Consider the following 21,612-nt stretch of genomic DNA (forward strand, 5'->3'; position numbering starts at 1 on the left):
CCTATGCGGGGTATCGCGGTGGTAAGGGAACCTGGTTCGCGCCTGGCCGAGGGCATCGTCACCCATCTCGAACGGCGGGCGGTCGACCACGCGCTCGCCCTGGAGCAGCACGCGGCCTACGTCGGCGCGCTGGGGGAGGCGGGCTGGAACCCGGTCCACGTGCCGCGGGCCGACGACCTGCCGGACGCGGTGTTCGTGGAGGACACCGTGGTGGTGTGCGGGCGGCTGGCCGTACTCACGCGTCCAGGGGCGCCGGAACGGCGGCCCGAGGTGGCGGCGGTCGCGGAGGTCGTGCGGCGCCAGGGGTTGCGCGCCGTGACCGTCGAGGCGCCCGGCACGCTCGACGGCGGCGACGTCCTTCAGGTCGGCGCGACCGTGTACGCCGGACGCTCAGCCCGCACCAACGACGAGGGCATCGCCCAGCTCGCCGGGCACCTGCCCGACCGGCGCGTGGTCCCGGTGGAGTTGCGCGGGGTGCTGCATCTGAAGTCGGCCGTGACCGCGCTGCCGGACGGCACGCTGATCGGCGACCCTTCGCTGGTGGATCTGCCGGACCTGCTGGAGCCCCCGGAGGAGGCGGGCTCGCACGTGGTCGTGCTGGACGAGGAGACCGTGCTGATGGCGGCCTCCGCCCCGGAAACAGCCCGCATGCTGCGAAAGAGGGGACTTCATGTCCTGAGCGTGGATATCTCGGAGTTTGAGAAGCTGGAGGGCTGTGTGACCTGTCTTTCGGTTCTCATCAGGTGAGATCGGGGAGGGCGCACGGCGAGACGTCTGCTAACGTGAATCGCATGCTGCGCGGGCTGCTTCTTAGCTGCCGCGGCGAGGGCCTCTAAAAGCAGGCCGGCTCCCTCGTCGCGGAGCGAGCCATGCGCGTCGGCCGTTCGGACCGACTTTGAGGACACCTCAGATGACCGCTCAGCAGCCCACCTCCATGCCCGTCCGGCGTTACCAGGCGTTCGAGCCCGTCCGGCTCGCCGACCGCACCTGGCCCGGCAAGGTGATCACCAAGGCGCCCCGATGGTGCGCGGTAGACCTGCGTGACGGCAACCAGGCGCTGATCGACCCGATGGACTCCCACCGCAAGCTCCAGATGTTCGACCTGCTGGTCAGGATGGGCTACAAGGAGATCGAGGTCGGCTTCCCCGCCGCCAGCCAGACCGACTTCGACTTCGTTCGCCAGATCATCGACGAGGGGCGCATCCCGGACGACGTGGTGATCCAGGTGCTGACCCAGGCCAGGCCCGAGCTGATCGAGCGCACCTTCGAGTCCATCCAGGGCGCCAGGCAGGCCATCGTCCATCTGTACAACTCCACGTCCACGCTCCAGCGCCGCGTCGTGTTCGGCCAGGACCGCGAGGGCATCACCGCCATCGCCGTCGAGGGCGCCAAGCTCGTCCGCAAGCTCGCGGAGGCCGGCGACGTCGACGTCTCCTACCAGTACTCGCCCGAGTCGTTCACCGGGACCGAGCTGGACTACGCCGTCGAGGTGTGCGACGCGGTCACCGAGGTGTGGCAGCCCACCCCCGACCGCAAGGTCATCATCAACCTGCCCGCCACCGTCGAGATGGCCACGCCCAACGTCTACGCCGACCAGATCGAGTGGATGCACCGCAACCTGAGCAGGCGCGACTCGATCGTCCTGTCGCTGCACCCCCACAACGACCGCGGCACCGCGGTCGCCGCCGCCGAGCTGGGCTACATGGCCGGCGCCGACCGCATCGAGGGCTGCCTGTTCGGCAACGGCGAGCGCACCGGCAACGTCTGCCTGGTGACCCTGGGCATGAACCTGTTCTCGCAGGGCGTCGACCCCGAGATCGACTTCAGTGACATCGACGAGATCCGCCGCGTCACCGAGTACTGCAACCAGCTGCCCGTGCACCCGCGCCACCCGTGGGGCGGCGAGCTGGTCTACACCGCCTTCTCCGGCTCCCACCAGGACGCCATCAAGAAGGGCTTCGAGCACCTGGCCGCCGACGCCGCCGCGGCGGGCGTGCCGGTCGACTCCTTCACGTGGGCGGTGCCGTACCTGCCGATCGACCCCAAGGACATCGGGCGCAGCTACGAGGCGGTCATCCGCGTCAACAGCCAGTCCGGCAAGGGCGGCGTCGCCTTCATCATGAAGGCCGACCACCAGCTCGACCTGCCGCGCCGTCTGCAGATCGAGTTCTCCAAGGTCGTGCAGGCCCGCACCGACGCGCAGGGCGGCGAGGTCACGCCGGCCGAGATGTTCGAGATCTTCCAGGACGAGTACCTGCCCACGCCCGGCAACCGCTGGGGCCGGCTCAGCCTCATGGCCCACCGCCACGAGTCGACCGTGGACGACCAGGATCGCATCGGCGCCGACATCCGCCTCGACGGGGAGATCCGCGAGATCGAGGGCAACGGCAACGGCCCCATCTCGGCCTTCATCGACGCGATCGCCGGCATCGGCATCCAGGTACGCGTGCTCGACTACGTGGAGCACGCGATGAGCGCGGGCACCGACGCCAAGGCGGCCTCCTACCTGGAGTGCGAGGTGGACGGCCGGATCCTGTGGGGCGTGGGCATCGACGCCAACACCACGACCGCCTCGCTCAAGGCGATCATCTCCGCGGTCAACCGCGCCTCCCGCTAGGACACGCGCGCAGGACTCCCCTCCGCGCGATCCTCTCCCAGCGCTCCGCCGGCCCGGCGGAGCGCTCTTTTCATTCACGGGGAATTCATCTACTCTCCTTAGAGAACGACACGTTCTCTAAGGAGGTGTGGCGTGCGGCTCACGCTGACCGGGCTCATGCTGGCCATGCTGCTGGGCGCGCTCGACCAGACGATCATGGCGCCCGCCCTGCCCGCCGTCGCCGCGAGCCTCGGCGGGCTGGACCAGATGCCGGCCGTCGTCACCGCGTACCTGGTCGCGGCCACGGTCGTGATGCCCGTGTACGGCAAGTTGGGCGACCGCTACGGCCGCAAGCCCCTCATGCAGGCCGCCATCGTGATCTTCGTGACCGGCGCCGTCCTGTGCTCGGTCGCCGGGTCGATGTCGCAGTTCGTGGCTTTCCGCGCGCTCCAGGGCATCGGCGGCGGCGGGCTGATGATCGGCGCCCAGGCCATCATCGGCGAGATCGTCAGTCCCCGGGAACGGGGCCGCTACCTCGGCCTCATCGGCGCCGCCTACGTCGTGGCAGCCGTCGGCGGCCCGCTGGTCGGCGGGCTGTTCATCGACACCGTGGGCTGGCGGTGGATCTTCGCGATCTACCCTCCGCTCGGGCTGCTCGCGCTGGTGGTGCTCAGCCGTACGCTGCACCTGCCCAGGCCGGGCGCGCGAACCCCGCTGGACGTGGCGGGCGCGCTCACGCTGGCCGTGGCGGTGGTCGGGATGGTGCTGCTCGGGCAGACCGGAGAGCCGGTCTACCTCGCGCTCGCGGCCGCAGGCGCCGGAGCGTGGCTGATCACGGCGCGGCGGGCGGCCGATCCCATCCTGCCTTTGCGGCTCTTTCGCGACCGGGGCTTCGCCGTACCGGTGGCGATCAGCTTTCTCATCGGGTTCGCGCTGTTCGGCACGATCACCTACATGCCCGCCTACCTGCAGATCGCGCTCGGCACCACCGCCACCCAGGCCGGGCTGCTGGTCACCGCGCTCATGGGCGGCGTGCTGGCCACCACGATCGTCTCCGGCCGCCTGATCACCAGGACCGGGCGCTACAAGCCGTACCCCGTGGCGGGCGCGCTCGTGGCCGCGCTCGGACTCGGGCTGCTGGCCGTGGCCGAGGGCGCGGTGGCGATCGCCGCGGTGATGCTGCTGACCGGGCTCGGCGTCGGGCTCGTCATGCAGGTCATGGTGCTGGTCGCGCAGAACACGGTCGTCCACGCCGACCTCGGGACGGCCACCTCGGCGGTGACGTTCCTGCGGCAGATCGGGGCATCGGCGGGGGTGGCGGTGGTCGGGGCCCTGATCACGCTGCGGCTGGCCGGAGCCGGGTTCGCCGAGGCCGTGCCGCCGGTCTTCGCCATGATGGCGCCGCTGCTCGGGGTGGCGTTCCTGCTCGCGCTCGCGCTGCCCGTACGCCCGCTGCGTACCAGATCCCATGTGGAGGAGAACGTATGACACGCGTCGCACCCCTGCGCGACTTCGGCCGCGCCGACCTCGATCGGGCCGGCGGCAAGGGCGCCAACCTGGGGGAACTGGTCCGGCTCGGGCTGCCGGTCCCGGACGGGTTCGTCGTCACGACCGCCGCGGGCACCGAGATGTCCGGCGGCCTCAGGCGGGAGATCGCCGCCGCCTACGCCGCGCTCGGCGGCGGGCCGGTGGCCGTGCGCTCCAGCGCCACCGCCGAGGACCTGCCCGGCGCCGCGTTCGCCGGCCAGCAGGACACCTTCCTGAACGTCATCGGCGAGGACCCGCTCCTGGACGCGGTCCGCCGATGCTGGGCCTCGCTGTTCACCGAGCGCGCCGTCGCCTACCGGGCCAGGCTCGGCATCCCCGACGCCGACGTGCGCATCGCGGTCGTCGTGCAGAGCATGGTGGAGGCGGAGTCGGCGGGCGTCATGTTCACCGCCGACCCCGTCACGGGCGAGCGCGCCACGCTGGTCGTGGACGCCAGCAGCGGCCTCGGCGAGGCCGTCGTCTCCGGCCGCGTCACCCCCGACCACTACGTGCTCGACCGCGCGGGCCGTCTCACCGCCTTCCGCGCGGGCCGCCGCGAGGTGGTCATCAGAGGTACGGCGGGCGGCGGCACCACCGAGACCCGTGAGGAAGACCGGGCCGAACGCCTGCCCGAGACGGCCCTGCGCGAGCTGGCCGAGCTCGGCGTCCGGGTGGCCGGCCACTTCGGCCGCCCCATGGACCTCGAATGGGCCTACGCGGAAGGTCGGGTCAGCCTGCTGCAGGCCCGCCCGATGACCGCGCTCCCGCCGCCTCCGCTGGGCCGCAGGCTCAACCCCGTCGAACGCCGCATCGCCGGGATCCTGCTGGAGTATCTGCCGGTGCGCCCCTACCCGATCGACATGACGACCTGGCTCCCGCACGGCCCCGCCGGACTGATGGCCAGGGTGGCCGCCGACTTCGGCATCCGGGGCGCGTTCGACGGCTTCCTGAGGGAGGAGGACGGCGTCGTCTACCGGATGGTCCCGCCCACGCCCCGGCCCAGCCCGCGGCTGCTGGGGCTGCCGTTCCGCGTGCTGCGCAAGGCTCGCCGGTTCGACCCGGCCACCTGGACGCGCGACCCGCGCTTCGTCGCCTTCCTGGAACGCGAGCGGGAGCTGGCGGCGATCGACCTGGCGGCGCTGCCGTGGCCGGAGCTGCGGGCCATGCCCCGGCGGGCGCTCGACCTGGTGGGGCCGGTGGCCGACCTGCGCATCGACTACCTGCCGGGCACCGGTCTGGCGCTGGCGCGCCTGCTGGTGACGTTGAAGATGTACCGGCTGGGCAAGCACTTCGGGACGGTGATCACGGGTGGCGGCAGCCGGACGGAGGACGCCAACCGGGGGCTGGAGGAGCTGGCCGCCCATCTCCACGACTCCGACTTCGACCTGAAATTTCAGGCCTTCCTTGCTGAGTACGGGCATCGGGAGACCGCCAGCCCCATCCTCGTCACCCCGCCCACCTGGAGCGACGCCCCCGGCACCGTGCTCGACATGGTCAAGCTGCTCGCGAGCAGCCCCGCCGCGCGAGAGCACGGCCCCGATCCGCTGGAGCGGCTGCTGAGCCATCCCCGGCTGCGCTCGCCGCGGCGCAGGCGGCGCGTCGAGCGGCTGGTCAGGGCGGCGCGGGCCGGGCTCGCCTTCCGCGAGGACAGCCACTTCTCCTTCACGATGCCGCAGCCCATCCTGCGCCGGTCGCTGGTGGAGATGGGCAGGCGGCTCGGGCTGGCCGACCCGGAGGACGTCTTCCACCTGCGGCTGGAGGAGCTGGAAAGCGTCGAGGATCCGGCGGCGGGGCCGTACCGGGAAAGGCTGCGCGCCACGATCGTCGCCAGGGCGGCCAAGCGGGACGAACTGCGGGGGGTACGGCTCATCGACCCCCGCGCGATCTTCCCCGCGCCCAAGGCCGGTGCCGCGCTGGTCGCCGGCGCCCCGGCCGGCGGCGGCACGGTGACGGGGCCGGTCAAGGTGATCCGCGAACCCGGGGAGTTCGGCCGGCTGGCCGCGGGGGACGTGCTGGTCTGCCCATACACGAACCCGTCGTGGACGCCGTTGTTCCAGCGGGCCGCCGCGGTCGTCGTGGACACCGGCGGCACCGGCTCGCACGCGGCGATCGTGGCCAGGGAGTACGGCATCCCGGCTGTCATGGGCACCGGCGAGGGCACCTCGGTGCTGACCGACGGCCTCATGGTCGTCGTGGACGGAGACACCGGCACGGTCGGCAAGGCTCCATAGGATGCATCCATGGTCACCGACCACCGCAAACAGCCCCGCCGCCGGGGCGAGGCGCTGCACGCCGCCATCTTCCAGGCGACGCTCGACGAGCTGGCCGAGGTCGGCTACGCCAAGCTGACCATGGAACGGGTCGCCGAGCGGGCCAGGACCGGCAAGGCCTCGCTGTATCGCCGCTGGCCGACCCGGCTGGAGCTGGTGATGGCGGCGGTCTACTCCGTCCTGCCCGACCCCTCCGACGTGGCCGACACCGGCAGCCTGCGCGGCGACCTGCTGGCCGTGCTCCGCCACACCGCGGCCGCGCTGGACGGAGCCCCCGGCGAGGCCATGCGCGGGCTGCTCAGCGAGGCGCTCGGCGACCGCGGCCGGGGCGCCGCGCTGCGCGAGAACTCCCAGGGCGCGGGGCGCAGGATGATGCACGAGGTGGTCCGCCGCGCGGTCGAGCGCGGCGAGGTCGAGGCCGGCGCGGTCACCCCTCGCCGGCTGGACGTGGGTCAGGCGATGATCAGGCAGTACTTCCTGTTCAACGGGCCGCCGATCCCCGACACGCTCATCGTCGAGGTGGTCGACGAGATCATCGTGCCGCTTCTGGGATGCCCAGCCCCATGAGGGCGGCGTTGTTGAGCATGGCGTGCTCGAAGGCGGTCCTGCGGTTGTCCAGCGTGTTGTTGAACTGGCCGAACAGCTCGAAGCTGACCCAGCCGAACAGGCCGGTCCAGGCGTTGATCGCGCGGAAGACGACCAGGTCGGAGATCCCCGGCATGACGGCGCGGACCAGCGCGGCGTCCTCGGCTAGCGACGGCGGGGGAGCGGGCGCGATGTCGGGGGGATCGAGGACGCCCGCCTCGTGGGCCTCGGACAGGATGCGGCCGAAGACGACCGTGTCGCGGACCGCCGCCTCCACGGTGTCCATCGGCGCCTGGTAGCCGGGTACGGGCGAGCCGTACAGCAGGGCGTACTCGTGGGGGTTGGTCAGCGCCCAGTCGCGTACGGCATGGCAGACTGCCAGCCAGCGGCCCAGGTGGTCGCCCCGCTCGGTGGCGGCGTCGGCCTGTTCCACGCATTCCCCGATCGCGTTGTATCCGTCGATGATCAGAGTGGTCAGCAGGTCGTCCCGGCTGGGGAAGTAGCGGTAGATGGCCGAGGAGACCATGCCCATCTCGCGGGCCACGGCGCGCAACGACAGTCCGCCGGCCCCTTCTGTGGCGAGCTGGCGCCGGGCGATGTCGGCGATCTCCTTGGTGAGCTCGGCTCGGACGCGTTCTCTGGCGGTCCTGCTAGCGGTCATGCTCAGCACGTTACCAGAGCGGTGAGAATAAACGAGAGCACCGCTCTTGACGAAAGGTGCTCTTTTGAGAGAGCATTGCTCTCGTAAGCGAACGGCAGTCACGAAGGTTGGAGTCCCAAAGATGATGAAGAACGCGAACATGGTGCTGATGTTCCTCCTGGAACTCGGCGTCATCGCCGCAGTCGGATACTGGGGCTTCACCGTGAGCTCGAACTGGATCATCAACACGCTCGCCGGGCTCGGCGCGCCGGCCCTCTTCATCGCCGCCTGGGCGTTGTTCGGCGCCGGTGGCGGGGTCAACGCCACCTTCCCGGCCACCGGGATCTGGCGGGGCGTCCTGGAGATCCTCTGGTTCGGCGGCGGGGCCGCCGCACTCTACGCCGCCGGCGCCGCCGCTCCGGCCGCCGTCTTCGCGATCCTCTTCGCCGTCAACGCGACCCTCCGCCTCATCTGGAAGCAGGCCTGATCATGGGTAAGCACGTCATCGTCGGTTCCGGCCAGGTCGGGACCCACCTCGCCGTCAAGCTCCGCGACCTCGGCCAGGACGTCACGGTCGTCACCCGATCGGGCAGCGGCCCGGAAGGCGTCGTCAAGGTGGCTGCGGACGTGGCCGACGCCGTCCGGCTGACCGAGGCGGCCAAGGGCGCGGAAGCCCTCTACAACTGCGTCAATCCGAAGTACCACCGCTGGCTCACCGACTGGCCGCCGATGTCCGCGGCGTTCCTGGCCGCCGCCGAGTCCACCGGCGCCGTGCTGGCCATCCTCGGCAACCTCTACCCCTACGGACCCGTCGACGGCCCCATGACCGAGGACCTCCCGCTGGCCTCGCGCAGCCCCAAGGCCATGGTCAGGGCGAAGATGTGGCAGGACGCGCTGGCCCTGCACGAGGCCGGCCGCATCCGGGTGACCGAGGTGCGCGGCTCCGACTTCTTCGGCCCCGGCGCCACCGACCAGTCGTACCTGGGCGGGCGCTTCATCGACCCGCTCAAGGCGGGCAAGACCATCCAGCTCGTCTGGCCGGCCGACGTGCCGCACAGCTGGACCTACCTGCCCGACGTCGCCGACGCGCTCATCACCGCCGCCGCCGACGAGCGGGCCTGGGGCAAGGCCTGGCACGTGCCCACGAACGAGCCGATGACCTTCCGGCAGATCGGCGCGGGCATGGCCGCCGTCCTCGGCCGCCCCGAGCCCAAGATGAGCGCGCTGCCGTGGCCGGTCCTTCGGGTCGCCGGGCTGTTCAACCCGTTGATCGGCGAGTTCCGCCACATCCGCTACCAGTTCGTCGCGCCCTTCGTGCTCGACTCCAGCGCCTTCCAGCGCACCTTCGACGTCGCGCCCACGCCGATCGACGAGGCGCTGAAGGCTAGCCTGGCCGGATGAAGATTGCCATGATCGGCCTGGGCGACATCGCGGAGAAGGCCTATCTCCCCGTGCTGGCCGCCCAGCCCGGCCTCGACCTCCACCTGTGCACCCGCAACGCCGGAACGCTCGACCGCCTGGGCGCGGTCCACCGGATCGCCAAACGTTTCACCACGGTCGAGCAGGTGGTCGAGGAGGGGCTCGACGCGGCGTTCGTCCACGCCGCCACGAGCGCCCACCCCAAGATCGTGGACACCCTCCTGCGCGCGGGCGTCCACGTCTACGTGGACAAGCCGATCGCCGACAACCTCGCCGACTGCGAGCGGCTGGTGAGCCTGGCGCGCGAGGCCGGACGCTCGCTGAAGGTCGGATTCAACCGCCGGTACGCCCCCGGCTACGCCGGCCTGGCCGAGCTGCCCAGGCACCTGGTGATCATGCAGAAGAACCGCGAGAACCACCCCGACGCTCCCCGCCCGGTCATGTTCGACGACTTCATCCACGTCGTCGACACCCTGCGCTTCCTGGCCCCCGGCGAGGTGAGCGGCACCCGCATCCGCACCCGGGTCCGCGCCGGCCAGGTCGAGCACGTGACGCTGGAGCTGTCCGGCGACGGCTTCACCGCCATCGGCGTCATGAACCGGCTCAGCGGCGCCTCGGAGGAGAGCTGCGAGGTCATGGGCGACGGCGTCAAGCGCCGCGTGGTCAACCTCGGCGACGTCGTCGACTACACCGGGTCCGGCGAGGTCCTGCGCCGCCGTCCCGACTGGGTGCCGGTCTCACGGCAGCGCGGCATCGAGCAGATCACGCTGGACTTCCTGGCCGCCGTGCGCGAGGGCCGCGTCCTGGACGCCGGTGACGCGCTGGTCAGCCACGCGATCTGCGAGGAGATCGTCAGCCACGCCGCATGACGCGGTCGGCCCTGCTCAGCATGCGGGCGAAGGGCTGCGAGTCCAGCGGCGCCAGCACCGTGAACCCGGCCGGGTCCGACAGCGGGCTCGAGGAGGAGACCACGCCCGCCACGGCCCCGCCGTACAGGGCCGGGCCGCCGCTCCCGCCGCCGGACGCGTGACAGTTGTGCGTGACGAGCACTCCCCGGTACGGCGCCGCCTGCCCCAGGCAGTGGTAGAGCCGCGTGCCCGGATAGCGCCGCCCGGCCGGATACCCGAGCAGGTCCAGTGCCCGGCGCCGCGACAGCGTCCCGCGCGCCACCGGCCGCAGCCCGCGCCCGGCCACCGACTCCAGGGTCGAACGCCCCTTCCCGGCGACGCCGACCAGCGCGACGTCGTAGGGCAGCCGGGCGGGGGAGTCCGGCCGGTCGCGCCACCCCGAGGGCACCCAGGTACGCACGGCGGGCCATACGCCCATGGGCGCCCGCCCCCCGTCGTAGCCGGGCATGAACACCAGTCCGCGCAGCGGCCTGCCCCGGTGGTAGAGGCAGTGCGCCGCGGTCAGGACCAGGCTCCTGCTCCGTGACCTCAGGACGGCGCCGCCGCACATCACGGCCGTCCCCGCCACCGGGTCGTGGCCGATCAGCACACCGGTGTCGGGCCGGGCGCGGCCGGCCGGGGCGTACCCCAGCCGGTCGCCGCCGGGGGTGAGCACGTGGGTGGCGGGAACGGCGTCGAGGGGTGGCTCGGCCGTCGGGTTGAGCAGGGTCATGGACAGCAGCAGCCGGAGCACGCCTCCACTGTAGATCGAAGGTGATCATTACCCTGACCTGCGACACTCGCCTTTCAGCGCGAAGAAAGATACTCCGCGCCGAGGGCCCGCAGCCGGGCGTGGGCGGAGCCGTAGGCGGCCGGATCCTTCAGGTGGGCCTTGGCGACCTTGGCGACCATCGTGTAGTTGGTGTCGCACACGTTGCCGACCGGCGCCTGGCCCGCCTGGCTGATGAGCTGGTAGGCGTCCAGCGTCTCCAGCCCGGTCAGCTCGGCCGACCAGGTGACCAGGTCGTGCTGGCTGACGCGGTAGGCGTCCTCCAGGGGGCGGGCCGAGCCCGTGGACATCAGGTGCAGGTCGTCCTCCATGCGCGGCCACGGCGTGCCCACGCCCTTGATCAGGTCGACCGCGACGACGGTGTTCATCGCGGCCTCCAGCGCGGTGCCGCACACCTCGCCGTGGCCCTGGCGGCCGTGCCCGTCGCCGATGGCGAACAGGCCGCCCTCGACGTTGACGCCCAGGTAGACCGTGACGCCGGCGCGCAGCTCCGGGGTGTCCATGTTGCCGCCGTGGGCGTCGGGCGTGATCGTCATCTTGACCTCACCGGCCGCCGGGGCGACGCCGACGGTTCCGTGCATGGGGTCCAGGGGCAGCTCGACGGTGAAGTCGCTCTTCCTGGCCCGGTAGACGGCCACGCCGCGTTCCAGGTCCAGGTCGTAGCGCCAGACCCGTTCCTCCAGCGCCGGATGCAGCATCGCGGTCGTGTGGGTGGCTGTCAGCGCCCCGAAGTGCGGGAACGTCGTGGACATCGCCCAGTCGCGGGCCGGGGTGATCGAGACGAAGTGCAGCGCGATCGTGTCGCCGGGCTCGGCGCCTGCCACGTGGAAGGGGCCGGTCACCGGGTTGAGATAGGGGAACTCGCACACCTGTGACGGCAGGTCGTCCACGGTCCGCACCCGGCCGCCGAAGCAGTCCTCGGTGTAGAGCTCCAGGATCGTGCCGGGCCGTACCTCGCCGACCGGGGCCCGGCCGCCGAAGGTGTAGCTCAGCTCGTCCGGCCCGGGGCGGTAGGGGTGGATGTTCACACGACCTCTTTCGGCAGGCGCGGGCGGCGGCCCACGATGTAGGTGACGGCCAGGACCACCAGGCCCAGCCCGAGCCAGGCGAACCCCAGCCGCTGCGCGGCCACGTTCGCGTTGACGACGACGAAGACCAGGATCGCGAATCCCAGCAACGGGACCAGGAGGTGGGCGATCAGGTTGGAGCTGCGCTGCCGTAGCAGATAGTGGACCACGACGGCGACGTGCAGCAGCAGGAAGGCGGTCATCGCGCCGAAGTTGACCAGCGAGCTCATCAGCGGGATGCCGTCCTCGCGGGTGCTCATGTAGACGCCCAGCGCGAGCGAGAGCGCGGCGACCGCGAGCGTGGCGTTGACCGGGACCTTGTGGCGGGGGTGGACGCGCGACAGGAACGCGGGCAGCTGACGGTCGCGGGCCATCGCGAACAGCAGCCGGGACGTGGCCGCCTGGGCGACGAGCGAGTTGGCGAAGCCCCAGGCGATCGCGGTGGCTACGGCGGTGAGCGTGGCCAGCCAGGGACCGCCGGCGAAGGCCGCGGTGTCGTAGAAGGCGCTGCCAGCCGGGTCGCCCTTCTCCAGCAGCGTGGCCCGGTTGGGCGTGAGCAGCGCCGCCACCCAGGTCTGCGCCACGAACAGCACGGCCGCCAGCGCGAGCGCGGCCACCATGGAACGGCCCAGCCGCCTGCCGTCCTCGCGGCTCTCCTCGGCCAGTGTCGAGATGCCGTCGAAGCCGAGGAAGGACAGCACCGCCACCGACGCGGCCCCGAACACCAGCGGCAGGGTGAACGTCGAGGAGTCGAAGAGCGGGGTCAGCGCGCCCGTCTGCGCCTTGCCCTGGGCCAGCGCGACCACGCCGACCACCAGGAAGATCGCGAGCACGATCAGCTCGGCGACCAGCATGATCCGGGTGATGCGCACGGTCATCTGGATGCCCAGGTAGTTGACCACGGTGTTGAGGGCCACGAAGACCACCACCCATCCCCATACCGGGATGACGGGCACGAAGGAGTTCATGGCCACGCCGGCGACCAGGTACAGGAGGCCGGGCACCAGCAGGTAGTCGAGCAGGATCGCCCATCCGGCGATGAACCCGACGGGGGCGGTGATGCCGCGGCCGGCGTAGGTGTAGACCGATCCGGCCATCGGGAAGGCCCGCGCCATCTGGGCGTACGACAGCGCCGTGAACGCCATCGCGACCATGCCGACGACGTAGGCCAGGGCGACCATGCCGCCGGAGGCCGAGAAGACGCTGCCGAAGATGCCGAACGGCGCGATCGGCACCATGAAGATGAGCCCGTAGATCATCAGATCCGCGAAGCCCAGGGATCGCTGGAGCTCTTGGCGGTAGCCGAACTGCTCCACGGTGGTGGGGGGTGTGGGCATGTTGCCGGTCCTCTCATGGAGCCCCTGTAGGGGCTTGATGATCGCGAGTATCTACCGGCGGTGCATTCACGCGAAAGGGGCAATTATGGACTTATGGGGCTCGTGGGCCGACGCGCCAAGCCCGCCCGGCCGCCTGGCATCGGGGCCGGGCCGGGCATAGCTTGGGTGATATGGCAGTCGACTTGAACCACACGATTGTGCAGAGCCGGAACAAGCGTGCCTCCGCCGAGTTCCTGGGCAGGATCCTCGGCCTCCCGGTGGGCAAGGACTGGGGGCCGTTCACGCCGCTGGAGACCTCCAACGGCGTCACGCTCGACTACATGGAAGCCACGTCGATCCAGCCGAACCACTACTGCTTCATCGTCAGCGAGCCGGAGTTCGACGCGATCTTCGCGCGCATCGAGGAGGCGGGCCTGGAGTTCTGGGCCGACCCGGGCCACCACACCCCCGGCGAGATCAACCACCTGTACGGCGGGCGCGGCGTCTACTTCGACGACCCCGACGGCCACAACATGGAGGTCATCACCGCGCCGTACGCCTGATCCCTACAGCCAGTAGTTGTCATGGCGCAGGTAGAACGCGGCACGCTCCTCGTCGGTCATGTCCGCCGACTCCACCAGGCCCTCGAAGTACCCCTCGCGAGGCGCGCCCGGGGAGAAGTGCAGGAGCATCTCGGCGGGTTCGCCGGACTCGTTCCTGAAGCCGTGGATGCCCCCGGCCGGGACGTGGACCCAGTCGCCCGGCTCGGTCTCCAGCCACTGGTCGCCGTTGAAGATGCGGATCGTGCCGCGCAGCACGTAGAACGACTCCGTGATCGTCTTGTGGAAGTGGGGGCCCGGCCCGCTGGGCGTCGGTCCCATGACCCAGCGGTAGAGGCCGAACAGGCCGCCGGTCGAGGCGCCGGTGGCGATGTAGTGGACCTCGTTGCCGTTGGGGTAGACGAGTTCGGGCGCGTGGCCCGCGGGCCGGTGCAGGGCGCTCTTCTCGCCCTGGTCACCGTGGTAGATCGGATCCGGGTAGGTCATGGTCAGAGCGTACGGGTCAGCTCTTCTTCTTCGCCGACTCACCCCACATGACCAGGCCGGCCCCCACCAGCGCGATGCCCAGGTAGCCCCAGTTCGGGACCTCGGCGACGCGGTGCAGCAGACCCCACTTGGAGTCGAAGAACGTGAGGCCGACGAAGCCGGCCACCCCTTGGATGAGGAGGATGACCCCCACGATTGCTCTCATGGGGCCCAGCCTCGCAGCCGCCCCGGGACCGGAACATCGGTCCCAGGGCGGTCGCGCCACCTACTTAAGTCGCGCTCACGGGTAGAGGCCGCGCATCTGGTGCGCCTCGGCCACCCGGCCCACGCCGATGACGTGGGCGGCCTGGCGCAGCGTCAGGCTCTTCTCCGCGGCCAGCGACTTCACCTCGCCGTACGCGCTCTGCATCAGGTCGCGCAGCTTCATCTCGACCTCGGCGGCGCTCCAGGAGAAGGCCTGCATGTTCTGCACCCACTCCAGGTACGACACGATCACCCCGCCCGCGTTGGCCAGGATGTCCGGCACGACGGTGGTGCCGGAGGCGGCGAGGATCTCGTCGGCCTCCGGGGTGGTCGGGCCGTTGGCCCCCTCGACGATGAGGCGGGCGCGGACCCTCGGGGCGTTCTCCTCGGTGATCACACCTTCCAGCGCCGCCGGGATCAGCAGGTCCACGTCCAGCTCGAACAGGTCGGCGTGGCTCATGGCGTCGGCGTGGCGGTAGCCGTACACGCTGCCGGTCTCGGCGCTGTGGGCGCGCAGATCGGCGATGTCCAGGCCGGACGGCGAGTAGATCGCGCCGCGCACGTCGGAGACGGCCACGACCTTGCAGCCCACGTCGGCGAGGTACTGCGCGGCCGGCGCGCCCACCTTGCCGAATCCCTGCACGGCCACGCTCACGCCCTCCGGCGAGCGGCCGAGCGCGGCCAGGGCCGCGATCTGCACGCCGCGCGAGGTCGCCCCCGCACGGCCGAGGGAGCCGCCGAGCGTCATCGGCTTGCCGGTGACGACGCCGGGCACCGAGTAGCCCGCGTTGACGCTGTAGGTGTCCATGATCCACGCCATGGTCTGCTCGTCGGTGCCGACGTCGGGGGCGGGGATGTCCTTCTCCGGACCGATGAGCGGCAAAATCTCGTTGACGTAGCGGCGGGTGAGCCGCTCCAGTTCGCGGGTGGTCAGCGCGGCCGGGTCCACGGAGACGCCGCCCTTGGCGCCGCCGTACGGGATGCCGACCAGCGCGCACTTCCACGTCATCCACATCGCCAGCGCGGTGACCTCGTGGATGTCGGTGCTGGGATGAAAGCGGATGCCGCCCTTGGCGGGGCCGCGCGATACGTTGTGCTGGACACGGAAGCCCTGGACCACGTCCATGCGGCCGTCCTCACGGCGGACCGGCACGGAGACGGTCAGCGAACGGCGTGGCGTGGCCAGCATCGTGCGCAGCCCGTCGTCGAGACCGAGGTGCTCGGCCGCGTGGCCGAGCTGGTGCAGAGCGGAGTCGAGAGCCTGTTGTCCAGGGGTGATCAGGGCCGGCGTCTTTGACGGCACCATGATGCTCATGGAAGGAAATCCTCCTGTTATGTACGCCCAAATCAGTGGATTAAGCGCCGTTGCTCGATCCATTTGGACGTTCTTGTCGTGATCAGCCTATATCGAGTGGTTTCGAATTGTGTAGGGATTCTGTCCAGATTCGCAGCCGATCCGTTGTGGACAAATCCAAGCGCGTGATCGTCGCTCAGGGAACGTGCCACACTGGCAGGCTGGGTAGAAGCTCTTCGCCGAACTGTCACATGAGGGGGTGGGATGCCCGGGTTGGTGATCGGTCCCATGCTGCGCTACGTCGATGAGACCAGCGCGTCCATATGGGTGGAAACCGACGAGCCATGCCAGGTCACGGTCTCGACACGCGACGGGGAGCACTCCTCGCCGACGTTCACCGTGCACGGCCACCACTACGCCATCGTCGATCTCACCGAGCTGACACGGGACGTGCCGGAGTACCGGGTCGAGCTGGACGGAACCCCCGTCTGGCCGCTGGAGGGCCGCGCGCCCAGCCGGATCCGGTTGATTCCGCCCGAGGGGCCGCGCCGGCTGGCGTTCGGCTCCTGCCGTACCAGCGTGCCCCATGACGCGGCGCACGTGCGCACGCACGGCCCCGACGTGCTGCGCGCCTACGGCGACCACCTCGAGACCGCCGACGACCCCACCTGGCCCGACCTGCTGCTGCTTCTTGGCGACCAGGTCTACGCCGACAACCCCTCGCCCGAGATGCTCGACTACATCCGCGCCCGGCGCACCACCGCGCCGCAGGACGAGATCGCCGACTTCGAGGAGTACGCCGAGCTCTACCGGCTGGCCTGGACCGAGCCGGAGCTGCGCTGGCTCCTGTCCACGGTGCCGACCGCCATGATCTTCGACGACCACGACGTGCGCGACGACTGGAACACCTCCCAGACCTGGCGCGAGACCATGGCCGGCGTGCCCTGGTGGAAGCACCGGGTGATCTCCGGGCTCGGCGCGTACTGGGTCTACCAGCACCTGGGCAACCTCTCGCCGGCCGAGCGGGCCTCCGATCCGCTGCTGCAGGACCTCTTGAAGGGCGCGGGCTCCGAACGCCTGGACGCCTTCGCCGAGCGGGCCGACGCCGAGCCGAGCAGCAACCGGTGGAGCTATGCCCGCGACCTCGGCCACACCCGGCTGCTCATCGTCGACACCCGCTGCGCCCGCCAGCTCACGCCGGGCGACCGGCGCATGCTCGACGACGTCGAGTGGGCCTGGCTGGAGGAGCAGGTCGCGCTGCCGGCCGAGCGGCTGATCATCGGCTCGTCGATCCCGTTCATGCTGCCCGAGGGCGTGCATTCCGTGCAGAACTGGAACGAGGCGCTGTGTGACGGCAAGTGGGGCAAGCCGGTCGCGCGGCTCTCGGAGATGTTCCGGCAGGCATTCGACCTGGAGCACTGGGCGGCGTTCCGGCGTTCGTTCGACGCGCTGGCCAAGCTCCTGCTGAAGACGGGCGTGCCGGTGATGATCCTGTCCGGTGACGTCCACTACTCCTACGTCGCCAAGTCCCGCAACATCACCCAGCTGGTCTGCTCGCCCATCCGCAACCCGCTCAGCAGGCTGCTGCGGCTGGCCAACGTGTTCACCCAGTTCGGCATCGCCACGCTGATCGGGGGGACGCTGGCCAGGCTCGCCCGCATCCCGCGCCCGCCGATCCGGTGGAGGGTGACGCACGGGCCGTGGTTCCAGAACGCGCTGGCCGTCCTGACCTTCCCGAACTCGGTCACCTGGTACGAGGCAACGGACAACACGGTCAAACCCATCGACACTGTACATCTAACATGAAAACCATTATCGTTCGGGTCTTGTGACTCTGGACGCCTACACCCGCACCGCACCCTTCTACGACCTGTGGCACGAGGACGGCCACGTCCCCGAGATCAGGAAGCTCCTGCCGCCTCTCCTCGACGGCGTCACCGGCGGCGTCCTGGAGATCGGCGCCGGAACCGGCCTCATCACCCAGGTCATCGGCGACACCGTGCCCGGCGAGATCTTCGCGGTCGAGCCGTCGCTCGGCATGCGCGCCATCCTGCTCTCCCGCCTGTCCGACCGGCCCTCCCTGCGTGAACGGGTGACCGTCCTGCCCTGCGGAGCGCTCGACGCCGACCTCGACGAGCCCGTCGAGGCCGCCGTGATGATCTCCGTCCTGTACGGCTTCGCGCCCTCGGAACGCCCGAAGTTGTGGGAGACGGTGGCCAGGCAGCTCCGGCCCGGAGGTCGCCTGATCTTCAACTGGCGGCAGCGGCCCGTGGGTGTTCCCGGCCCGCCGGAGGTCATGGGGTCGTATCGGGTGGGGCGGCACACCTACGAGATCCTCGGGCAGGTCGTGTCGGCCACGCCCGAGATGGCCACCTCGCGCTTCTCCTACCGGGTGCTGCAGCGGGGGGTCGTCATCAGCGAGGACATCGTGGACAGCGACGGCTACCGGCCCACCCTGGAGGAGCTGACCGCCGAACTCACGGCAGCCGGCTTCACCCCCGGCCCCGCCCCCGACGGCCTCCTCACCTGGCACCACCCCTAACCCACCACCCGTCCCGGAGGCGCCCGTGCCCCGCCCCCAGGGCGCCCATGCCCACGGGACGCGGGTGCCCGTGCCCCTGTCCCGGGAGTGCCCGTGTCCCCGGGACGCCCGCATGCCCGCGTGCAGGGACGCCGCGTTCCCCTCGCTCCCCGCCACCAGAGGCCCCCGCGCTCGGCCCTCCGCGCTTGGGCTCCCGGGCTTGGGCCCCCCGCGCGGTCCTCGGGTTCGAGCGCGGGCTCGGCCCCTCGCGCTCGGGCCTTTCGGGCTTGGGCTCTTCCGGTCCTCTGGGCTCGGGGTCCCCGCCTTGGGCTTCGTGCCGCGGGTTCCCACGGTCGGGGTTGTCTGTGTCCTGGTGTTTCCGTCCGGTCCCCAGGAGGGCGGGGAAGAATGGGGGAACCGGGGGTCCGGGTGCGGTCGTCCGCCGAAACGGAACCTGAGGCGAGCCGGGAGCCGACTCCGATCCCGCCGGGAAGCTGATCGCCACCCTGCTCCTCAGGCGATCCGCGCCCGGACGCGCAGAAGGCGGCTCACCGGGAGGATCACTCCTGGCGAGCCGCCTCCCGAAACCGGGGCGCCTCTGGTGAGGGGCGCCCCACAGGGCCGTCCGGGCAGGTACGACCTCCCCGGTCGCCCTCGGCGGGCGCACCCCCTCTGGTGAGCGCCGCCTGGAGGCGGGGCCGTTCTCCCGGACGGGTGTGAGGCGGTCGTCCGGGAGGCCCGTATCGGGGTTACCGGAAGGAGGCGATGGCGTCGGCGAGCTGGTCGACGGCCCAGAGGAGGTCCTCCTCGGAGATGACGATCGGCGGAGCCAGCCGGATCGTCGACCCGTGCGTGTCCTTGGCCAGGACGCCGCGGGCCATCAGGGCCTTGGAGACCTCGCGGCCCGTGGCCAGCGACGGGTCGATGTCCACGCCTGCCCACAGCCCGCGTCCGCGTACCGTGACGACGCCCTTGCCGATCAGCTCGTTCAGGCGGGCGTGGAGGACCTCGCCGAGCTGGGTGGCCCTGGCCTGGTACTCGCCGGTGTTGAGGATCTCGATGACGGCGTTGCCGACGGCGCAGGCCAGCGGGTTGCCGCCGAACGTGGAGCCGTGCTGGCCCGGCTTGATGACGCCGAGCACGTCCTCGTCGGCCGCGATGGCGCTGACCGGGACGACGCCGCCGCCGAGGGCCTTGCCCATGATGTAGATGTCGGGCACGACGCCTTCGTGGTCGCAGGCGAACGTCTTGCCGGTACGGCCGAGGCCGGACTGGATCTCGTCGGCGATCATGAGAACGTTGTTCTCGGTGCAGATCTCGCGGATGTGGGTGAGGTAGCCGTCCGGCGGCACCAGGACTCCGGCCTCGCCCTGGATGGGCTCGACCAGGACCGCGACGGTGTTGGCGTCGATGGCCTCGCGGACGGCCTCGGCGGAGCCGTACTTCACGATCTTGAAGCCGGGCGTGTACGGGCCGAAGTTGTCGCGCGCGTCAGGGTCGGTGGAGAAGCTGATGATCGTGGTGGTGCGCCCGTGGAAGTTGTCCTCCATCACGATGATGTTGGCCTGCTCCGGTGCGACGCCCTTGACCTCGTAGCCCCACTTGCGGGAGACCTTGATCGCGGTCTCGACCGCCTCGGCGCCGGTGTTCATCGGCAGGATCATGTCCTTGCCGGTCAGGTCGCCCAGTCCGGTGCAGAATGCGGCGAACTGGTCGTGGTAGAAGGCGCGGCTGGTGAGCGTGAGGTTCTGCAGCTGGGCCTGGGCCGCCTCGATGATCTTCGGGTTGCCGTGGCCGAAGTTCAGGCTGGAGTATCCGGCCAGGAAGTCCAGGTAGCGCTTGCCCTCGACGTCGGTCACCCAGGCGCCGTGCGCCTCGTGGATCACGATGGGAAGCGGGTGGTAGTTGTGCGCGCTGCGCCGCTCGCTGATCTCAATCAGCTCTTGTGTGGTGCTGGTCATTATCTCCCCCTATTACATGTTATGTCCGGGATTTTCTGTTATGCCCGGATTTCGAGCGTGCAGCACTTCGGCCCGCCACCGGCCTTGCGCAGCTCGGCCAGTTCGACGGGGATCACTTCGTAGCCGCGCCGCTTGAGCTCCAGTTGGAGCTCGCCCGCCTCGGAGTTGATGACGATGTGCTCGCCGTCGCTGACCGCGTTGAGACCGAGAACCTCGGCATCGGCCGCCGTGGCCAGGACCGCTTCGGGAAACAGTCGCTTCAGCACCTCCTGGCTGCCCTCGGAGAAGGCGCCGGGGTAGTAGGCGACATTGCGTCCGTCGAGTGAGAATAGCGCCGTGTCGAGGTGGTAGAAACGCGGGTCGACCAGCGACAACGAGATCACCGGGCGGCCGAGGAACTCCTGGGCCTCCTGGTGTGCCCGTACGTCGGTGCGAAAGCCCGTGCCCGCGAGGACGAACTCGTCGAGCGTCAGGAAATCGCCCTCGCCCTCGTTCACGTGCTCGGGGTTCTTCACCTGGTAACCGCGCTCCACGAACCAGCGCAGGTAAGCCGGGCCCTCCGGGCCGCGCTCGGGGAAGGCGAACCGCGCGCCGTACACGCGACCGCCGACCACCGTGGCGCCGTTGGCGGCGAACACCATGTCCGGCAGGCCCTCGATCGGGTCGATCAGGCTGACCTGGTGGCCGAGGGTCTCATAGGCGGCCTTCAGCCCTTCCCACTGCCGCACGGCGACTTCGCGATCGGCGCCCGCCTCGGGGTCCATCCAGGGGTTGATCGCGTACTCCACCGTGAAGTGCTCGGGGCGGCACATCAGGAAGTGCTTGGGCATGCGGGTCTCCGTCATCTTCGTCGGGGGATCCCCTCCGGGCCACCAGGGGTATCTCGGGGGGACGGAGACAGCCTAAGAATGCATGATTATGCAGGCCAAGCGGCTGATATTGCGTGTTGGCGCGGGTCTGTTGCGAGTCTTACCCGGTGATGGGCGATCCGTTGCGTGCGGTCGGTACGGCGGTGTCCACCAGCCTCGACAGCACGATCGAACTCTTGGTCCGCACCACGAACGGCATGGCCGCGATGCGCTCGATGACCCGCTCCACATGGCCCACGTCGGTCGCCCGGATGTGCAGAAGGGCGTCGGCCTCGCCGGTGATCGTCGCAGCCGCCACCACCTCGGGAAACCGCGCCACCGCCAGCGCGATGTCGGAGGGTTTCGTCTTGCCCTGGCAGAAGAGCTCCACGTACGCCTCGGTCGTCCACCCCAGGGCCTGCGGGGCCACCACGGCGCTGAAGCCCGTGATCGTCCCCGCCTCACGCAACCGATCCACGCGCCGCTTCACCGCCGACGCCGACAGACCCACTTGCTGGCCTATTTCCGCGTATGTCGCCCGAGCGTCCTCCATGAGCGCCCCGATGATGTCGCGGTCCAGCCGATCCAGTTCCACGCGACCT

At 70.5% G+C, this 21,612-nt stretch carries 21 protein-coding genes; 11 read left to right on the top strand and 10 right to left on the bottom strand.

Going from position 1 to position 21,612, the window contains the following annotated elements; translation table 11 throughout:
* The first annotated feature begins 3 nt into the window (after positions 1–3).
* From ddaH (ACIBI5_RS19845) to ACIBI5_RS19865, 5 genes are all read left to right on the top strand, one after another.
* Entirely contained in the window at positions 4–747 is a 744-nt protein-coding gene (ddaH, locus tag ACIBI5_RS19845; RefSeq protein ID WP_397248666.1) for a dimethylargininase, read from the top strand.
* 163 nt (positions 748–910) lie between these two features.
* The gene (gene leuA / locus ACIBI5_RS19850) at positions 911–2,617 is read left to right on the top strand and encodes a 2-isopropylmalate synthase (protein ID WP_397248668.1); all 1,707 of its coding nucleotides are present in this window, start codon (positions 911–913) and stop codon (positions 2,615–2,617) included.
* A 132-nt stretch (positions 2,618–2,749) separates the two neighbouring features.
* Entirely contained in the window at positions 2,750–4,084 is a 1,335-nt protein-coding gene (locus ACIBI5_RS19855; RefSeq protein WP_397248670.1) for an MFS transporter, read from the top strand.
* Positions 4,081–6,354, top strand: a complete 2,274-nt coding sequence (locus tag ACIBI5_RS19860; protein WP_397248672.1) for a PEP/pyruvate-binding domain-containing protein — start codon at positions 4,081–4,083, stop codon at positions 6,352–6,354. The genes ACIBI5_RS19855 and ACIBI5_RS19860 overlap by 4 nt, the downstream gene beginning before the upstream one ends.
* Before the next feature lie 9 nt (positions 6,355–6,363).
* A complete protein-coding gene (locus ACIBI5_RS19865) occupies positions 6,364–6,960 on the top strand; it encodes a TetR/AcrR family transcriptional regulator (RefSeq protein WP_397248674.1) in 597 nt (198 codons plus the stop codon).
* Here ACIBI5_RS19865 and ACIBI5_RS19870 read toward each other — a convergent pair.
* Positions 6,926–7,639, bottom strand: a complete 714-nt coding sequence (locus ACIBI5_RS19870) for a TetR/AcrR family transcriptional regulator (RefSeq protein ID WP_397248676.1) — start codon at positions 7,637–7,639, stop codon at positions 6,926–6,928. The genes ACIBI5_RS19865 and ACIBI5_RS19870 overlap by 35 nt on opposite strands.
* 121 nt (positions 7,640–7,760) lie before the next feature.
* On the opposite strand from ACIBI5_RS19870, the gene ACIBI5_RS19875 reads away from it, so the two are divergent.
* From ACIBI5_RS19875 to ACIBI5_RS19885, 3 genes are read left to right on the top strand one after another with little or no spacing between them, the layout of a single operon-like run.
* Positions 7,761–8,105 (top strand): YrdB family protein, encoded by a 345-nt coding sequence (locus ACIBI5_RS19875; protein ID WP_397248678.1) that lies wholly within the window; start codon positions 7,761–7,763, stop codon positions 8,103–8,105.
* A gap of 2 nt (positions 8,106–8,107) precedes the next feature.
* A complete protein-coding gene (locus ACIBI5_RS19880; RefSeq protein WP_397248680.1) occupies positions 8,108–9,019 on the top strand; it encodes an NAD-dependent epimerase/dehydratase family protein in 912 nt (303 codons plus the stop codon).
* Positions 9,016–9,906, top strand: coding sequence for a Gfo/Idh/MocA family protein (locus ACIBI5_RS19885; RefSeq protein WP_397248682.1), 891 nt, complete (start codon positions 9,016–9,018; stop codon positions 9,904–9,906). The genes ACIBI5_RS19880 and ACIBI5_RS19885 overlap by 4 nt, the downstream gene beginning before the upstream one ends.
* On the opposite strand, the gene ACIBI5_RS19890 is transcribed toward ACIBI5_RS19885, so the two are convergent.
* The 3 genes from ACIBI5_RS19890 to ACIBI5_RS19900 are packed head-to-tail and all read right to left on the bottom strand — an operon-like array spanning position 9,890 to position 13,118.
* Positions 9,890–10,678 (bottom strand): trypsin-like serine peptidase, encoded by a 789-nt coding sequence (locus ACIBI5_RS19890; RefSeq protein WP_397248684.1) that lies wholly within the window; start codon positions 10,676–10,678, stop codon positions 9,890–9,892. The genes ACIBI5_RS19885 and ACIBI5_RS19890 overlap by 17 nt on opposite strands.
* 53 nt (positions 10,679–10,731) lie before the next feature.
* Positions 10,732–11,742: an acetamidase/formamidase family protein gene (locus tag ACIBI5_RS19895; RefSeq protein ID WP_397248686.1), complete on the bottom strand. Its 1,011-nt coding sequence runs from the start codon at positions 11,740–11,742 to the stop codon at positions 10,732–10,734.
* Complete coding sequence (locus ACIBI5_RS19900) at positions 11,739–13,118, bottom strand: APC family permease (RefSeq protein WP_397248688.1); 1,380 nt, start codon at positions 13,116–13,118, stop codon at positions 11,739–11,741. Before ACIBI5_RS19900 ends, ACIBI5_RS19895 begins: the two co-directional genes overlap by 4 nt.
* Before the next feature lie 170 nt (positions 13,119–13,288).
* Here ACIBI5_RS19900 and ACIBI5_RS19905 point away from each other — a divergent pair, with 170 nt between their 5' ends.
* Complete coding sequence (locus tag ACIBI5_RS19905; protein ID WP_397248690.1) at positions 13,289–13,660, top strand: VOC family protein; 372 nt, start codon at positions 13,289–13,291, stop codon at positions 13,658–13,660.
* Positions 13,661–13,663: 3 nt separating this feature from the next.
* Here the strand turns inward: ACIBI5_RS19905 and ACIBI5_RS19910 are convergent, their stop codons facing one another.
* The 3 genes from ACIBI5_RS19910 to ACIBI5_RS19920 form a co-directional block, all read right to left on the bottom strand.
* Positions 13,664–14,143: a cupin domain-containing protein gene (locus ACIBI5_RS19910; RefSeq protein WP_397248692.1), complete on the bottom strand. Its 480-nt coding sequence runs from the start codon at positions 14,141–14,143 to the stop codon at positions 13,664–13,666.
* A gap of 16 nt (positions 14,144–14,159) precedes the next feature.
* Positions 14,160–14,348: a hypothetical protein gene (locus ACIBI5_RS19915; protein ID WP_397248694.1), complete on the bottom strand. Its 189-nt coding sequence runs from the start codon at positions 14,346–14,348 to the stop codon at positions 14,160–14,162.
* Positions 14,349–14,423: 75 nt separating this feature from the next.
* A complete protein-coding gene (locus ACIBI5_RS19920) occupies positions 14,424–15,701 on the bottom strand; it encodes a Glu/Leu/Phe/Val dehydrogenase (RefSeq protein ID WP_397248696.1) in 1,278 nt (425 codons plus the stop codon).
* A gap of 243 nt (positions 15,702–15,944) precedes the next feature.
* Here ACIBI5_RS19920 and ACIBI5_RS19925 point away from each other — a divergent pair, with 243 nt between their 5' ends.
* Positions 15,945–17,486 (top strand): alkaline phosphatase D family protein, encoded by a 1,542-nt coding sequence (locus ACIBI5_RS19925; protein ID WP_397248698.1) that lies wholly within the window; start codon positions 15,945–15,947, stop codon positions 17,484–17,486.
* Between the two features lie 22 nt (positions 17,487–17,508).
* The gene (locus tag ACIBI5_RS19930; protein ID WP_397248700.1) at positions 17,509–18,222 is read left to right on the top strand and encodes a methyltransferase domain-containing protein; all 714 of its coding nucleotides are present in this window, start codon (positions 17,509–17,511) and stop codon (positions 18,220–18,222) included.
* A gap of 728 nt (positions 18,223–18,950) precedes the next feature.
* On the opposite strand, the gene rocD is transcribed toward ACIBI5_RS19930, so the two are convergent.
* From rocD to ACIBI5_RS19945, 3 genes are all read right to left on the bottom strand, one after another.
* On the bottom strand, positions 18,951–20,162 hold the full coding sequence (gene rocD / locus ACIBI5_RS19935) for an ornithine--oxo-acid transaminase (protein ID WP_397248702.1): 1,212 nt from the start codon (positions 20,160–20,162) through the stop codon (positions 18,951–18,953).
* 38 nt (positions 20,163–20,200) lie between these two features.
* A complete protein-coding gene (gene ddaH / locus ACIBI5_RS19940; protein ID WP_397248704.1) occupies positions 20,201–20,992 on the bottom strand; it encodes a dimethylargininase in 792 nt (263 codons plus the stop codon).
* Between the two features lie 139 nt (positions 20,993–21,131).
* On the bottom strand, positions 21,132–21,605 hold the full coding sequence (locus tag ACIBI5_RS19945; protein WP_184966517.1) for an Lrp/AsnC family transcriptional regulator: 474 nt from the start codon (positions 21,603–21,605) through the stop codon (positions 21,132–21,134).
* Positions 21,606–21,612 lie beyond the last annotated feature (7 nt).

Source organism: Nonomuraea sp. NPDC050540, assembly GCF_044457485.1.
Lineage (GTDB): Bacteria > Actinomycetota > Actinomycetes > Streptosporangiales > Streptosporangiaceae > Nonomuraea.

Excerpts from the sequence above, each read along its gene's own strand:
- ddaH (WP_397248666.1), top strand. The coding sequence starts at position 4 with ATGCGGGGTATCGCGGTGGTAAGGGAACCTGGTTCGCGCCTGGCCGAG.
- leuA (WP_397248668.1), top strand. The coding sequence starts at position 911 with ATGACCGCTCAGCAGCCCACCTCCATGCCCGTCCGGCGTTACCAGGCG.
- ACIBI5_RS19860 (WP_397248672.1), top strand. The coding sequence starts at position 4,081 with ATGACACGCGTCGCACCCCTGCGCGACTTCGGCCGCGCCGACCTCGAT.
- ACIBI5_RS19865 (WP_397248674.1), top strand. The coding sequence starts at position 6,364 with ATGGTCACCGACCACCGCAAACAGCCCCGCCGCCGGGGCGAGGCGCTG.
- ACIBI5_RS19870 (WP_397248676.1), bottom strand. The coding sequence starts at position 7,639 with ATGACCGCTAGCAGGACCGCCAGAGAACGCGTCCGAGCCGAGCTCACC.
- ACIBI5_RS19875 (WP_397248678.1), top strand. The coding sequence starts at position 7,761 with ATGATGAAGAACGCGAACATGGTGCTGATGTTCCTCCTGGAACTCGGC.
- ACIBI5_RS19880 (WP_397248680.1), top strand. The coding sequence starts at position 8,108 with ATGGGTAAGCACGTCATCGTCGGTTCCGGCCAGGTCGGGACCCACCTC.
- ACIBI5_RS19885 (WP_397248682.1), top strand. The coding sequence starts at position 9,016 with ATGAAGATTGCCATGATCGGCCTGGGCGACATCGCGGAGAAGGCCTAT.
- ACIBI5_RS19900 (WP_397248688.1), bottom strand. The coding sequence starts at position 13,118 with ATGCCCACACCCCCCACCACCGTGGAGCAGTTCGGCTACCGCCAAGAG.
- ACIBI5_RS19905 (WP_397248690.1), top strand. The coding sequence starts at position 13,289 with ATGGCAGTCGACTTGAACCACACGATTGTGCAGAGCCGGAACAAGCGT.
- ACIBI5_RS19910 (WP_397248692.1), bottom strand. The coding sequence starts at position 14,143 with ATGACCTACCCGGATCCGATCTACCACGGTGACCAGGGCGAGAAGAGC.
- ACIBI5_RS19915 (WP_397248694.1), bottom strand. The coding sequence starts at position 14,348 with ATGAGAGCAATCGTGGGGGTCATCCTCCTCATCCAAGGGGTGGCCGGC.
- ACIBI5_RS19920 (WP_397248696.1), bottom strand. The coding sequence starts at position 15,701 with ATGAGCATCATGGTGCCGTCAAAGACGCCGGCCCTGATCACCCCTGGA.
- ACIBI5_RS19925 (WP_397248698.1), top strand. The coding sequence starts at position 15,945 with ATGCCCGGGTTGGTGATCGGTCCCATGCTGCGCTACGTCGATGAGACC.
- rocD (WP_397248702.1), bottom strand. The coding sequence starts at position 20,162 with ATGACCAGCACCACACAAGAGCTGATTGAGATCAGCGAGCGGCGCAGC.
- ddaH (WP_397248704.1), bottom strand. The coding sequence starts at position 20,992 with ATGCCCAAGCACTTCCTGATGTGCCGCCCCGAGCACTTCACGGTGGAG.